This window comes from Amycolatopsis sp. NPDC001319, from assembly GCF_042896185.1.
Classification (GTDB): domain Bacteria; phylum Actinomycetota; class Actinomycetes; order Mycobacteriales; family Pseudonocardiaceae; genus Amycolatopsis.
In genome coordinates this window covers 243747-257052 of the sequence record NZ_JBIAWY010000001.1, presented here as the reverse complement: position 1 = coordinate 257052, position 13306 = coordinate 243747, and the positions used below count along the sequence as shown (strand labels likewise).

General features: G+C 70.8%; 14 protein-coding genes. 11 read left to right on the top strand and 3 right to left on the bottom strand.

Features of this window, described 5'->3' with window-relative positions; genetic code table 11:
- The first annotated feature begins 37 nt into the window (after window positions 1-37).
- Both ACFY1H_RS01255 and ACFY1H_RS01250 read left to right on the top strand, forming a co-directional pair.
- Window positions 38-787, top strand: a complete 750-nt coding sequence (locus ACFY1H_RS01255; protein ID WP_386943784.1) for a hypothetical protein — start codon at window positions 38-40, stop codon at window positions 785-787.
- A gap of 104 nt (window positions 788-891) precedes the next feature.
- Window positions 892-1488, top strand: coding sequence for a class F sortase (locus ACFY1H_RS01250; protein WP_366586117.1), 597 nt, complete (start codon window positions 892-894; stop codon window positions 1486-1488).
- A gap of 16 nt (window positions 1489-1504) precedes the next feature.
- Here the strand turns inward: ACFY1H_RS01250 and ACFY1H_RS01245 are convergent, their stop codons facing one another.
- Together ACFY1H_RS01245 and ACFY1H_RS01240 are read right to left on the bottom strand one after the other, a co-directional pair.
- Window positions 1505-1900 carry a hypothetical protein gene (locus tag ACFY1H_RS01245; protein ID WP_386943783.1) on the bottom strand — a complete coding sequence of 132 codons (396 nt, stop codon included), beginning with the start codon at window positions 1898-1900 and terminating at the stop codon, window positions 1505-1507.
- A 46-nt stretch (window positions 1901-1946) separates the two neighbouring features.
- Window positions 1947-3044, bottom strand: coding sequence for an alcohol dehydrogenase catalytic domain-containing protein (locus ACFY1H_RS01240; protein WP_386943781.1), 1098 nt, complete (start codon window positions 3042-3044; stop codon window positions 1947-1949).
- A gap of 93 nt (window positions 3045-3137) precedes the next feature.
- Between ACFY1H_RS01240 and ACFY1H_RS01235 the strand changes: the two genes are divergently transcribed.
- Window positions 3138-4037, top strand: a complete 900-nt coding sequence (locus tag ACFY1H_RS01235; RefSeq protein ID WP_386943780.1) for a LysR family transcriptional regulator — start codon at window positions 3138-3140, stop codon at window positions 4035-4037.
- A 4-nt stretch (window positions 4038-4041) separates the two neighbouring features.
- Here the strand turns inward: ACFY1H_RS01235 and ACFY1H_RS01230 are convergent, their stop codons facing one another.
- The gene (locus ACFY1H_RS01230; RefSeq protein ID WP_366586040.1) at window positions 4042-4782 is read right to left on the bottom strand and encodes a FadR/GntR family transcriptional regulator; all 741 of its coding nucleotides are present in this window, start codon (window positions 4780-4782) and stop codon (window positions 4042-4044) included.
- A 98-nt stretch (window positions 4783-4880) separates the two neighbouring features.
- On the opposite strand from ACFY1H_RS01230, the gene ACFY1H_RS01225 reads away from it, so the two are divergent.
- Genes ACFY1H_RS01225 through ACFY1H_RS01190 form a run of 8 tightly spaced genes read left to right on the top strand, consistent with a single transcriptional unit; the run spans window position 4881 to window position 13295 of the window.
- On the top strand, window positions 4881-6371 hold the full coding sequence (locus ACFY1H_RS01225) for an ABC transporter substrate-binding protein (RefSeq protein WP_386943778.1): 1491 nt from the start codon (window positions 4881-4883) through the stop codon (window positions 6369-6371).
- Window positions 6368-7312, top strand: a complete 945-nt coding sequence (locus ACFY1H_RS01220) for an ABC transporter permease (RefSeq protein WP_386943776.1) — start codon at window positions 6368-6370, stop codon at window positions 7310-7312. The genes ACFY1H_RS01225 and ACFY1H_RS01220 overlap by 4 nt, the downstream gene beginning before the upstream one ends.
- Window positions 7312-8142 (top strand): ABC transporter permease, encoded by an 831-nt coding sequence (locus tag ACFY1H_RS01215; protein ID WP_386943774.1) that lies wholly within the window; start codon window positions 7312-7314, stop codon window positions 8140-8142. Before ACFY1H_RS01220 ends, ACFY1H_RS01215 begins: the two co-directional genes overlap by 1 nt.
- Window positions 8139-8939, top strand: a complete 801-nt coding sequence (locus ACFY1H_RS01210; RefSeq protein ID WP_366586048.1) for an ABC transporter ATP-binding protein — start codon at window positions 8139-8141, stop codon at window positions 8937-8939. The genes ACFY1H_RS01215 and ACFY1H_RS01210 overlap by 4 nt, the downstream gene beginning before the upstream one ends.
- A complete protein-coding gene (locus ACFY1H_RS01205; RefSeq protein ID WP_366586050.1) occupies window positions 8936-9727 on the top strand; it encodes an ATP-binding cassette domain-containing protein in 792 nt (263 codons plus the stop codon). The genes ACFY1H_RS01210 and ACFY1H_RS01205 overlap by 4 nt, the downstream gene beginning before the upstream one ends.
- Window positions 9720-11144 (top strand): aldehyde dehydrogenase family protein, encoded by a 1425-nt coding sequence (locus ACFY1H_RS01200; RefSeq protein ID WP_386943772.1) that lies wholly within the window; start codon window positions 9720-9722, stop codon window positions 11142-11144. Before ACFY1H_RS01205 ends, ACFY1H_RS01200 begins: the two co-directional genes overlap by 8 nt.
- Window positions 11141-11899 (top strand): SDR family NAD(P)-dependent oxidoreductase, encoded by a 759-nt coding sequence (locus ACFY1H_RS01195; RefSeq protein WP_366586054.1) that lies wholly within the window; start codon window positions 11141-11143, stop codon window positions 11897-11899. Before ACFY1H_RS01200 ends, ACFY1H_RS01195 begins: the two co-directional genes overlap by 4 nt.
- Window positions 11900-11912: 13 nt before the next feature.
- Entirely contained in the window at window positions 11913-13295 is a 1383-nt protein-coding gene (locus tag ACFY1H_RS01190) for an amidase (RefSeq protein ID WP_386943770.1), read from the top strand.
- Window positions 13296-13306 lie beyond the last annotated feature (11 nt).

Below are 13306 nucleotides of genomic sequence, written 5' to 3'. Positions count from 1 at the left end.
GGGGGCCACCGCGCTTTCTTCCAGGGGAGAACAACACGTGAAGAAGACCCTGGGCAGACTCGCGGGCGCCGTGCTCGCGGGCGCCCTGATCAGCCTTGCCGTCACGCCCTCCGCGTTCGCGCAGGAGGACAACGGCGGCACGCCGACCACGTCCGAGGTCGCCACTCCGCCCACTTCGGACACTCCGGTCACCGACGCGCCCGCGTCGGACACGCCGTCTTCGGACGCTCCGGCGTCCTCGCAGGCACCGTCCTCTTCGGACAACCCGCCGGCCACCAGCGGTCAGCCGACCGAAACCAGCCAGCCGGGCGACCCGGGCAACCCGGGCAACCCGGGCAACACCGGTGAGCCGAGCGACTCCTCGACCCCGACCACGTCGGGCTCCGAAGAGACCTCGACCCCGGAGGAGCCGCCGTACGTCGACGACAGCGCCTACGGCATCGACTTCGACGGTGGCCAGGGCCTGTTCGTGATCGCGTGCGCCGCGGGCGAGCCGACCAACGTGTCCTCGAGCGACTTCGACCTGCTCGAAGGTCCGCACCAGGACGAGACCGACGGCCGCTACTGGGGCTGGCTCGTGCAGCGCCACGACGGCGTGTCTTTCGACGCCGGCAACGTGACCGCGACCTGGACCTGTGGTGGCGACCAGACCGGCGACCAGCCGGTGCCGCCGGCCGGTGGCGCGGGCGCGGGTTCCGCGGGCACGACCAACGGTGACGGCACCTCGCAGGTCAAGTACGCGCCCAAGGGCGGCGTCGAGACCGGCTTCGGCGGCATGGCCGCTTGATGGCGAAAACTGCGCCGATCGTTACCAATCCGGCCACAGTCACGGCCGAACGGCTTCGCAGTCACGGTTACGTGCCGCGCGGGGGTCGGCCTACTTTTGGCCGGATTGGTAAGTACGGGCAGGGCGTCGCGATCGCAGGCGCCCTGCTCCTTTCCCTGACGCTGAGCGGCTGCGGTTCGGACGCCCCGGCGACCGCCGCGAAGCCGGCAAGCGCGGCGCCTACTTCGGTGCCGGTGACCAAGCCGTTCACCGGCCTGCGGCCGACGTCGGTGGAGATCCCGAAGATCGGCGCGAAGTCGTCGCTGATCACCGTGCTGCCCAACAAGGACGGGCAGATCTCGGTGCCTTCGGTGAAGACGCCGATGCAGGCGGCGTGGTACCGGCTCTCGCCCGTGCCGGGTGACGTCGGCCCGGCGATCGTGCTGGGGCACGTCGACGGCAACCACCAGCCGGGCATCTTCTACAAGCTCAAGGACGTCAACCCCGGCGACGAGGTCGACATCGAGCGCAGCGACGGCAAGAAGCTGAAGTTCGTGGTGGACCACAAGGACGAGGTCCCCAAGGACACCTTCCCCACGCAGGCGGTCTTCGGCAACACCGACAAGCCCCAACTGCGCCTGATCACGTGCGGTGGCGTGTTCGACCACGCTGAGCACAGCTACAAGGACAACATCATCGTGTACGCGAACCTCGTCTCCTGAGCGTTCCCCCGCACGATCACGCAGCCCGGCGCCACCAGCGGCCGGGCTGCGGTCGTTTTCGGACCGGTTCGGCCGGCGCGGGCTCGACCCGGAACCACCCGATGCGCCCGGAGAGCTCCGGCATCCCCGTGGAAATCAGCACGGCATACCCGAGCCGCGTGGCGAGCCACCGTCCCATCCGCTGCACCTCCTCCGCCCCGACGTGCGCCGCGACCACCCGCACCGGCTTGCGTGGGAAGTACTTCAAGACTTCGTTCCACACGTCTGCCGGCAGGCGCGGTGGCACGTCCAGCACCACCGTCCGCTCGGCCTCCACCGCAACCGCGCGGCTCAGCAGCCATGCCCGATCGCTGATGTGCTCGCCGAAGTACATGATCGTGGCGTTGCCGACCGGGAAACTCGCGGGTTCCATCACCCACCTCCTCGCCTTCTGACACGGGCGGGGTGGCATCGGCGGTTCACCCGTCGCCGAGGTGCGTCGCTCCCGGCGTGAGGACGGTGCGGTCGAACGGCCCGCTGTGCATGGCGGCGTGGGCGACAGCGTCGTTGACCTGGTCGAGGTCGAACCGGGTGACGCGTTCGGGGGCGAGGTCCAGTGCCCCCGTCGCGATGAGCCGGATCATGGCGACGTTCGCTGTCCGCGGGTACATCCACTGGCCTCGGACGGTCACCGAGTTGCGCATGATCCACGGGTAGGGCAGGGCGAGATCCGCACCGCCGAGCATGCCGACGCCACCCATCAGCACGACCCGCCCGTACTCGCGCACGGTCATGACCGTCGCCCGGGTCACCGAGCTGGGTGCCTGGGGTGGCAGTAGATCCACCACGAGGTCGATCGGGCCGGCCGCTGCCATTCTCCTGCGGTCGGTGTCTTCGTCTCCACTGAGCTCGACCGGGCTCACCCGCGCGCCGAACCGGTCGGCGAGCAGGTCGAGGACGGCGCGGTTGCGGCCCGGGGCCACCACGTGCCCGGCACCCATGGCGAGCGCGACAGCCACCGCGCTGCTGCCGAGATTGCCGGTCGCGCCGCTGACCAGCACCGTCTCACCGGCCGCGAGCCGGCCGGCCACCAGGCCGCCGTAGGGAATGGTGTGCACACCCAGTGCGGCCCAGCGGGCGGGATCGGCCGCGGCCGATCCGGGCAGGGGGTGCACGTTCTCGGTCGGAACCCGCATGAGCTCGGCGAACGGTCCGTCGTGCAGGTAGCGGGCCAGCTTGGCGCCGCCTTCGCCGCGGGAGCTCCAGCCCTGCAGCGTGATGTCCGGGGTCAGGGCGTCGTCGCGAGCGCGGACCGTCGAGTCGCACCACACCAGGTCACCCGCCTTCAGCTTGGTCGCGTCCGGTCCCACACTCACCACCCGGCCGATCCCGCCGACACCTGGCACGACCGGTGGTTCGAGCGGATAGCGCCGTTCACCGCTGAACACCTCGGCCGCATACGGCGGCACGCAGGTCGCCAGAACTTCGACCAGTACCTCGCCGTTGCCGGTTCGCGGGTCGGGTACGTGGTGCACCTGGAGCGGGGAACCGAACGCGGTGAGTGTCGCTGCACGCATGGAAACGCCTTTCTGTTTCGTCCTTCGCCACGCTAGGTACGTCAGGCGCATGCCGGAAGCGATGATCCGGTATCTGCGCTATGCGTAGTCGGCATGGACGTTTCGAGCGCGACCCTCCGCGTGCTGTGCCAGATCGCCGAGTCGGGAAGCTTCACCGCGGCCGCCGCGGAGCTGGGCTACACGCAGTCCGCGGTCTCGCGCCAGGCGATCGCCCTCGAACGAAGCGTCGGAGCCACCTTGTTCGAGCGGCGGACCGACGGGGTGCGGCTCACGCCGCGCGGACTGACGTTGCTGCGATACGCGCGAACGATCTTGGCGTCGGTCGACGCGGCTGAGCGCGACCTGACCGACGAGGCTCCTCGCACGGAACTGGTGCGGCTCGGGTCGGTCTTCAGCGCAGGCCCGGTGATCCTGCCCGCCGCGCTCGCCCGGCTCGCCAGGACCGCGCCCGGCGTCCGGGTTTCCACCCGCGAGGGCACCACGCCCGGCTTGGCCCGGGCGTTGCGCACCGGTTCGATCGATCTCGCCGTGCTCACCTCGCGCCCACCGCACCGGCCACCTGACGGCGAGTCACCTCGCCTGCACCTCACGGCCGTTCAGGACACCGAGCTCCTCGTGGCGGCCTCGGCCACCGGCCCGTTTGCCGGCCGCACGTCCGTGCACGTCGACGAACTGGTCGACGTACCGTGGATCGCCAGCCCCTCGTCGAGCGCGGAGCCGCTGCTCGGGGTCTGGCCCGGTCTGCCGGGGCGAGCACGCATCGTCCACAGTGCACGGGACTGGCTGACGAAACTGCACCTGGTCGCCGGAGGGTTCGGCGTCACCACCGTTCCGGAAGGCTTGGCGCCGGTTGCCCCGGCCGGGGTGATTTCCCTGCGCGTCGAGGGCGCGCCGGCCGAGATCCGCAGGGTTTTCGTGGCCCGGCTCCCCGGCCCTCCCACGTCGGCGATGACCGCGGTCACCCAGGCGATCGCCGCCACCGGCCGGCCGTGACGATTCACAGCAACGGCGTGAGCAACGCCCGCTGCTCTTCCGGTACGTACTCCGCGTAATTGTCGTACAACGCTCTCCGTGCCAGCCGCGCCGCCAGCTCGCCGTCGGCCGCGCGCACGGCTTCGAGCACCTCGGCGTGGTGGCGCAGCCACGACTGCATCAACGCCGAACGGTCGCGGGCGTGCGAGAGCTTGTCCTCGATCAGCTCCAGCACCACGCCGCGCACGACCTCGGCGCTCACCACCAGCAGCGGGTTGCGCGACGCGCGGGCGATCGTCTCGTGGAACGCTACGTCGGCGTGGCTGAACTGCGCGAAGCCCTCCTCGGCGCCGGCGCGCATGGCCGCGAGTGCGGTGTCCAAAGCGGACAGATCGTCGTCGGTGCGCAGCTGTGCGGCCAGCAGGTGGGCCGAACCGTCGAGCACCATCCGGAACTGCAGCAGCTCCGCCAGCCCCACGTGGTCGGCGCGGGCGAGCCGGTGCATCGAGCGGTGCAACGCCGCCGGTGACGCGGCCAGCACCTCGGGCCCGCGCGGGTCACCGGGCCGCGACCGGATCAGCTCGGCGGCCTGCAGCACGCGCAACGCTTCCCGCACCGTCGAGCGGCCGACGCCGAACTGGGTCATGAGCTCGCGTTCACCGGGCAGGCGCTCGCCGGGTTTGAGGCGGCCGCTGACCACGGCCTCCTCGATCTGCTCCACGATCCGCTCGTACGCGCGGACCGGGGCCACCGGCTCGAACTTCATCCCTTGACCTCAGCGTCGTGCGGTGCGAACCTCAGGCTACTGGTCTGACCAGTGTACTTGCTCAGTGTAGCGGCCGAGGGCCCGTCACAGGAGGCTGAATGAGAGCCCGGCTCCACCTCGCGGCGCTGGCGGTGCTGCTCGCGGCGTCGGCCTGCTCGGCCGGCTCCAGCGCGAGCGTGTCGAGCGGTCCCGACACGCTGTCGGTGGGCTTCACGGCCGAGCCCGCGAACTTCGACTTCACCCACGCCGACGGCGCCGCCATCCCGCAGGCCTTGCTGTACAACGTCTACGAGGGCCTGGTGAAGCTCGACGCGCAGGGCCGGATCGTGCCGCTGCTCGCCAAGTCGTGGACCGTGAGCCCCGACCGCAAGACCTACGACTTCCAGCTGCAGCCGGGCGTGAAGTTCAGCAACGGCGCGCCGTTCACCGCGTCGGACGTGAAGTTCTCGCTGCTGCGCGTGAAGACCGACTGGACGATCTCGATCAAGTCGGCCATGGACGTGGTCGACCACGTCGACGTCGTCTCGCCCGACCACGCACGCGTGGTGCTGTCGAAACCCAGCAACGGCTGGCTGTTCAGCCTCACCAGCCGCCTCGGCGCGATGTTCAGCCCGACCGGGGTGGCCGACCTGGCGAACAAACCCGTGGGCACCGGGCCGTACGAGGTCGCGTCGCGCCGGCGCGGGGATTCGATCGTGCTCAAGGAGAACCCGGCCTACTGGGGCCGCAAACCCGCGTACTCCACGGTGGTGCTCAAGTACATCGCCGACCCGACCGCGCTCAACAACGCCCTGCTCAGCAACGGCATCGACGTGATCTCCTCACTCACCTCGGCCGACTCGATCCCGCAGTTCCAGGGCGACGACCGCTTCACCGTGCTGCAGGGCACCACCAACAGCGAGGTCACGCTCGCGTTCAACAATCGAAAAGCGCCGCTCGACGACCCACGCGTGCGCCAGGCCCTGACGTACGCGATCGACCGGAAAGCCGTGCTGGACCTCGTCTTCAACGGCCGCGGCACCCTGATCGGCAGCATGGTCCCGCCCACGGACCCGTGGTACGAGGACCTTTCCGGCGCCTACCCGTACGACCCGGCGAAGGCGAAGCAGCTGCTCGCCGAAGCCGGTGTGAAGAACCTCAACCTGCGGCTGCGGATCCCGAACCTGCCCTACGCCGTGTCGGCCGCGCAGGTGGTGCAGTCGCAGCTGGCCGACGTCGGCGTGCGGACGACGATCGAGCCGCTCGACTTCCCGGCCGTGTGGCTCAAGCAGGTGTTCACCGACCACGACTACGACCTGTCGATCATCCAGCACGTGGAGGCCCGCGACATCACGACGTTCGGGAAACCCGCGTACTACTGGGGTTACGACAGCCCGCACGTGCAGCAGCTGCTCGCCGAGGCCGACAGCGGCACGCCGCAGCAGCAGGTCACCGACATGAAGCAGGTGGCGCGGCAGCTCAACACCGACGCCGCGGCCGACTGGTTGTTCCTCTACCCCAACGTGATCGTGGCGAAGAACAAGGTCACCGGGTTCGCGAAGAACCAGGTCAGTGAGTCGTTCGACCTCACGGGGTTGAGGCCGGCATGACGGTGAAGGTGCTCCGCCGCGTGGCGATCCTCGTGGTCAGCCTGTTCGTGGCGTCGATCGTGGTGTTCCTGTTCATGGCGGTGCTGCCCGGCGATCCGGCGCAGGTCGCGCTCGGCGTCAACGCGACTCCGGAGCTGCTGGCGAAGACGCGCGCGGAGTTCGGCATCGACCGCTCGCTGGTCACGCAGTACTTCAGCTGGATCGGCGGGGTGCTGCACGGAGACTTCGGTCGCTCCTACGTCACGCGCGAAGCCATCGGGCCGCAGCTGCTCGACCGGCTCGGCGTGACGTTGTGGCTGGTCGGCGCCGGCATGGTGGTGGCGCTCGTGATCGCGGTGCCGGTGGGGATGTTCGCGGCCGTGCGGCACCGCAAGCCCAGCGGGGTCACGGTTTCCGGGCTGTCGCAGATCGGCGTGGCGATCCCCGCGTTCCTCGCCGGGATCATCCTGGTGCAGATCTTCGCGGTGCAGCTGCGCTGGCTGCCGAGCGGCGGGTGGACGCCGCCGGACCAGGATGCGGGGCAGTTCGTGCGCGGGTTGATCCTGCCCGCGTTGTCGCTCGGGTTGGTGCAGGGCGCGGTGCTCACGCGTTACGTCCGCTCGGCCGTGCTCGACACGCTCGGACAGGACTACTTGCGCACGGCGCGGTCGAAAGGCCTGTTGCCGGCACAGGCGTTGCGGCGGCACGGGTTGCGCAACGCGTCGGTGCCCGTGGTCACGGTGCTGGGGCTGCAGCTCGCGACGCTGCTGATCGGCGCGGTGGTGGTGGAGCGCGTGTTCGTGCTGCCCGGCCTGGGCAGCATGCTGCTCGACGCCGTGTCGTCGCGCGATCTGCTGACGGTGCAGGGGATCGTGTTGGTGCTTGTGGCGGGAGTGCTGTTGGTGAACTTCGTCGTGGACGTGCTCTACACGGTGCTCGACCCGAGATTGCGGGGTTCGTGATGACCACGCTCACCCCGGTGCGCAACCGCAGCCTCGTGCTCGGCGCGGTGCTGGTGGCGCTCGTCGTGCTGGCCGCGCTGGTGTCGTTCGTGTGGACGCCGTACGACCCGGTGCAGGTCAACGCGGCCGACAAGCTGCTGGGCTTTTCGGCCGAGCACCTGTTCGGCACCGACAAGTTCGGCCGTGACGTGTTCAGCCAGATCATGGTCGGCGCGCGCACCACGTTGTACGTCGGTGTGGTGGCCGTCGGCATCGCCGCGGTGATCGGCACGCCGCTGGGTGTGCTGGCGGGGCTGGCGCCGCGGTGGCTGGGCGAGTTCGTGATGCGCGTGAACGACCTGGTGCTGGCGTTTCCCGCGCTGCTGCTGGCGATCATGTTCGGCGCGGTGTTCGGCGCCGACACGCTCACGGCGATGATCGCCATCGGCATCGCGACCATCCCGTCGTTCGCGCGGATCGCGCGGTCGGGCACGTTGCAGGTGGGCAGCAGCGAGTTCGTGCTCGCGGCGCGCGCGGCCGGGCGCTCGCGCGGGAACATCGCCGTGCGCCACGTGCTGCCGAACATCTCGGGCCTGCTGATCGTGCAGTCGTCGGTGTCGTTCGCGATCGCCGTGCTGGCGGAGGCGGCGCTGTCGTTCCTCGGCTTCGGCACGCGGCCGCCGACGCCGTCGTGGGGCCGGATGCTCCAGGAGTCGCAGGAGCTGCTGACCAGCCACCCGCGGCTCGCGCTGGTGCCGGGCGTCGCGATCGCGGTGGCGGTGCTCGGGTTCAACCTGCTGGGCGACGGCTTGCGCGACCGGCTCGACCCGCGATTGGCGGCCCGCGCATGACTCTCACGGTGCAAGACCTGCGGGTCGCTGACCTGGTGCGGGACGTGTCGTTCTCGATCGGCGCGGGCGAACGCGTCGGGCTGATCGGCGAGTCGGGGTCGGGGAAGTCGCTCACGGCGTTGTCGATCATGGGGCTGCTGCCGGACGAGCTGCGCGCGACGGGTTCGGTGCGGTTGAACGATCGCGAGCTGCTGGGCGCGTCCGAACGCGAGCTGTCTCGCTTGCGCGGCAACGGGTTGTCGATGGTGTTCCAGGAGCCGATGACGGCGCTGAACCCGGCGATGCGCGTGGGCCGGCAGGTGACGGAGCCGTTCCGCGTGCACGGCCGGCGCGGGCGTCCGGCAGAGGAACTGCTGGCGGCGGTCGGGCTGCCGGGCACCGCTCGGGCGTACCCGCACCAGCTTTCGGGCGGACAGCGGCAGCGGGTGGTGCTGGCGATGGCGCTGGCCAACGAGCCGTCGCTGCTGATCTGCGACGAGCCGACGACGGCGCTCGACGTGACGGTGCAGGCGCAGATCCTGTCGTTGATCAAGGGTTCGTTGTCTGCTGAGGCCGCGTTGCTGTTCATCACGCACGACCTGGCGGTGGTGGCGGCGGTGTGCGAGCGGGTGCTGGTGATGCTGGACGGGGAGATCGTGGAGCGTGGCTCGACGCGATCGGTGCTGACAGCGCCGCAGCATGAGTACACGAAGGCCTTGCTGGCTGCTTCGGATCTCGACGCGGTTGGGGGGTCCAGGGGGGCTCGCCCCCCGGCTGGGGTCTGGGGCTCGGCCCCAGAGGATGGGGCGTTGCGATGAGTCCCGTGATCGAGGTCCGCGACCTGACGCGCGTGTACAAGCGCCGCGATGTCCAGGCGTTGCGGGGCGTGAGCTTCGACGTCGAGGCCGGTCAGCGGTTCGGCATCGTCGGTGAGTCGGGGTCCGGGAAGTCGACTTTGGTGCGGCTGCTCGCCGCGCTGGACCGGCCGACGTCGGGCACGGTTTCCTTCGCCGGGCAGCGGATCGACACCCTGCCGGAGCGGAGGCTGGGGTTCCTGCGGTCGTCGCTGCAGATCGTCTTCCAGGACCCGATGGGTTCGCTCGACCCGCGGATGCGCGTGCGGGACATCATTTCCGAGCCGCTGGGGCGGCGTTCGCCGCTGCGGGTGGCCGAGCTGCTGGAAGCCGTCGGCCTGCCCGCCGACGCCGCTTCGCGTTACCCGCACCAGTTCTCCGGCGGTCAGCGCCAGCGCATCTCCATCGCCCGCGCCCTGGCGCCGAACCCGAAAGTGCTGCTGGCCGACGAGCCGGTGAGCGCTCTCGACGTCTCCGTGCGCGCCCAGATCCTCGAGCTGCTGGCGCGCCTGGTGGCGGAGTTCTCGTTGACGCTCGTGTTCGTCTCCCACGACCTCGGCGTGGTGCGGCACGTGTGCGACCGCGTCGCCGTGATGCGGCGCGGGGAGATCGTGGAGATCGGCGCCGTCGAGGAGGTCTACGGAACACCGCAGCACGAGTACACCCGGGAACTGCTGGCGGCCGCGCCCAACCTGCGCGCCGAGCTGGCCCGGCTGAGTGGAAGGCCGAGCGGAGGGAGTGCGGATGCCTGAATACCCTGAAGGACTGCCGATCGGCGCCGGCTGGGTGTCTGTTTCGGACGCTTCGGACGTGGTTTTTCCCTACGACGGCAGTGTGATCGGGTCTGCGCCGGTTGGCACTCCCGACCTGGCGACCCGGGCGATCGACGAGGCCGTGGCTGTCGCACACGAGGTCGCGGCTCTTCCTTCGCGGACGCGGCGGCAGCTGCTGAACGACGTGGCCGCTGCGCTGCGGTCGCATCGGGAGGAGTTCGAACAGCTTCTGGTCCTGGAAACCGGAAAACCACTGGGCGACTGCCGGGTCGAGGTCGCGCGCACGATCGTCACGTGGGAAGCGGCGGCCGAGGAGGTGTCGCGCCTGCACGGCGAAACCGTGCCCCTGGACCTGCTCCCTTCGGGCGACGGCCTCGTCGGCTTCTGGAAGCGCAAGCCGATCGGCGTTGTCGTCGGGATCGCGGGCTTCAACTACCCGGTGCTGCTGGCTTCGCACAAGATCGCGCCGGCCATCGCGGCCGGCTGCCCGGTGGTGGTGAAGCCCGCTCCGCAGACGCCGTTGGCCACGTTGTGGCTGGTCCACCTCGTCCGCTCGGTGGCGCCCATCCCGGCCATGGTGCAGCTGGTCACGGGCGACGCCGCGGTCGGGTCCGCGCTGGTCACCGACCGCCGCGTCGGCGCGGTGTCATTCACCGGCTCGGCCGCGGTGGGTCACCAGATCGCCCGCGACGCCGCTCCGACCAAGACCCTGCTGGAGCTGGGCTCGAACGCGGCTCTGGTGGTTGCTGAAGACGCCGACCTCGAAGCCGCCGCGGACGCCGTGTTGCGCGGAGGGTTCTACGCGTCCGGCCAGGCGTGCATCTCGGTGCAGCGGGTGCTGGTCGTTTCGTCGGTGGCTTCGGACTTCACCGCTCGCGTCCTGGCTCGCCTCGGTGAAGTCGTCGTCGGCGACCCGCGCGCGGAGACCACCCGCGTGTCCAAGCTGATCGACTCCCGCTCCACGGACCGCGTCGTCGAGTGGGTCGACAAAGCGACCGCTGCCGGCGCCCGCGTGCTGGCCGGCGGCTCGCTGGTCGACGGCGCCCTGGAACCGACGGTCCTGGCCGACGTCCCCGACGGCGTCGAATGCTGGGACGAGGAGATCTTCGGCCCCGTCGTCTGCCTCCGCACGGTGTCCGATGTGGACGCTGCCTTCGCGGCCGTGAACGCCTCCCGCTACGGCCTCCACGCCAGCGTCTACAGCCGCTCCCTCAGCACGGCCTTCCGCGCGCTTGACGAGCTGGACGTCGGCGGCGTCGTCGTGAACGAGGTGCCTGGCTTCCGCTCCGACACCATGCCGTACGGCGGCGTCAAGGACTCCGGCATCGGCCGCGAAGGCCCCCGCTTCGCCGTGGAAGAACTGACCGTGACCAGGATGGCGGTGCTGCGCCCGTGAGCTACGAAAACCTCTTCCGCCTCGACGGCCGCCGCGCCGTCGTCCTGGGTGGCGGCAGCGGCATCGGCCGCGAAGCCGCCCGCGCGTTGGCCGCGCACGGTGCCCACGTGATCTGCGCGGACCGTGATGTCGCCGCCGCGCGCGAGACGGGCGTGGCCGAGGCGTACGAGATCGATCTCCTCGAACCGGGCGCCGTCGAGAAGGCGGCCGCGGAGCTGGGTGAGCTCGACGTCGTCGTTCTCACCGCCGGCGTCAACGTCCGCAAACGCCTCCTCGACTACACCCGCGAGGAGTTCGACCGGGTCGTGGAGCTCAACCTCGGGGTCGCGTTCGAGGTGGTGCGCGCGTTCGGCGGGCCGATGGTCGCGCGCGGCCGCGGCAGCATCATCGGGTTCTCCTCGATTCGCGGCACGACCGTCGAGCCGGGCCAAGGCCCGTACGCGGCGACGAAAGCCGGCCTCGTGCAGCTCTTCCGCACGGCCGCCGCGGAGTTCGGACCGAGCGGCGTCCGCGTGAACGCCATCGCGCCGGGTGTCGTCGAAACCCCGCTCACCGCGCAGATCAAGCAGAATCCCGGTTGGTACGACGCCTACGCCACCAAGGGCGCCCTCGGCCGCTGGGCGCGCGCCGACGAGCTGGCCGGCGCCGTGGTGTACCTCGCTTCGGACGCTTCGACGTTCGTCACGGGCTCCGTGCTCGCCGTCGACGGGGGCTGGACCGCCGTCGACGGGCGTTTCGAACCACCCGCTTCGTGAATCGGAGGTAACGATGGAGCTGGCCGATCTGACCGCGGTGGACCTGGTCGCGGGCTACCGCGCGGGCACGGTGTCGCCCGTCGAGGCGACCGAGTCCGTCCTCACTCGCATCGAGGCGCGCGAGCCGCAGCTGCACGCCCTGTACGCGTACGACGCGGCTTCAGCGCGCTCCGCCGCGAAGCAGTCCGAAGCCCGCTGGCACGCCGGCGAACCACTGGGCCCGATCGACGGCGTTCCCTTGACGCTGAAGGAAAACATCGCCACCCGCGGCACACCCGTCCCGCTCGGCACCGCCGCCACGGCCCTCACCCCGGCCGCCGCCGACGCTCCCGCCGCCGCGCGCGTCCGCGAGTCCGGCGCCGTGCTGCTGGCCAAAACGACCATGCCCGACTACGGCATGCTCACCTCCGGCCTCTCCAGCTTCCACACCGCCACCCGCAACCCGTGGGACCTCTCGCGCACGCCCGGCGGCTCCAGCGCCGGCGCCGCCGCGGCCGCCGCGTCCGGCTACGGTCCCCTCCACGTCGGCACCGACATCGGCGGCTCCATCCGCCTGCCCGCCGGCTGGTGCGGCCTCGTCGGCCTGAAGCCGAGCTTCGGCCGCGTGCCGGTGGACCCGCCGTTCCTCGGCCGCGTCGCCGGCCCGCTGACCAGGACCGTCGCCGACACCGCGCTGCTGATGGGCGTCCTGTCCGCGCCCGACCCCCGCGACCACCTCAGCCTCCCGCCGGCCACCCTCGACTGGGCCACACCGGCCGGTTCGCTGCGCGGCCTGCGTGTCGGCCTCCACCTCGACCCCGGCGTCGGCCTGCCCGTCGACCCGCAGATCACCGCCGCCGTCACCGCGGCCGCCACCCTCTTCGAATCCGCGGGCGCCGAGATCTCCCCGGTCGACCCCTTCCTCACCCGCGAACTCCTCGACGGCCTCGACGTCTTCTGGCGCGTCCGCGCCTGGTCCGACCTGCTGGCGCTGCCGGAAGACCGCCGCGCCCGCGTCCTGCCCTACATCGCCACCTGGGCCGGATCCGCCGCCTCGGTCTCAGCCCTCGACACCTACCGCGGCTTCGCCTGCATCGACCGCATCAGCACCGCGGCGTTGCACGCCACCTCGCCCTACGACGTCGTCCTCTCGCCGGTGTGCGCCGTCTCCGCCCCCGCCTTCGACGCCGCTTCCCCCACCAACGACCCGGCGCGCCCCTTCGAGCACATCCCCTTCACGATGCCCTACAACATGTCCGGCCAGCCGGCCATCGCCCTGAACTGCGGCTACACGTCGGACGGCATCCCGATCGGCCTGCAGATCGCGGGGCCCCGCTTCGCGGACCTGGCCGTCCTGCGCGCGGCCGCGGCGTACGAAGAGCTGCGGCCGGAGCAACGACCCTGGCCGGTCGGCTGACGACCGACCGT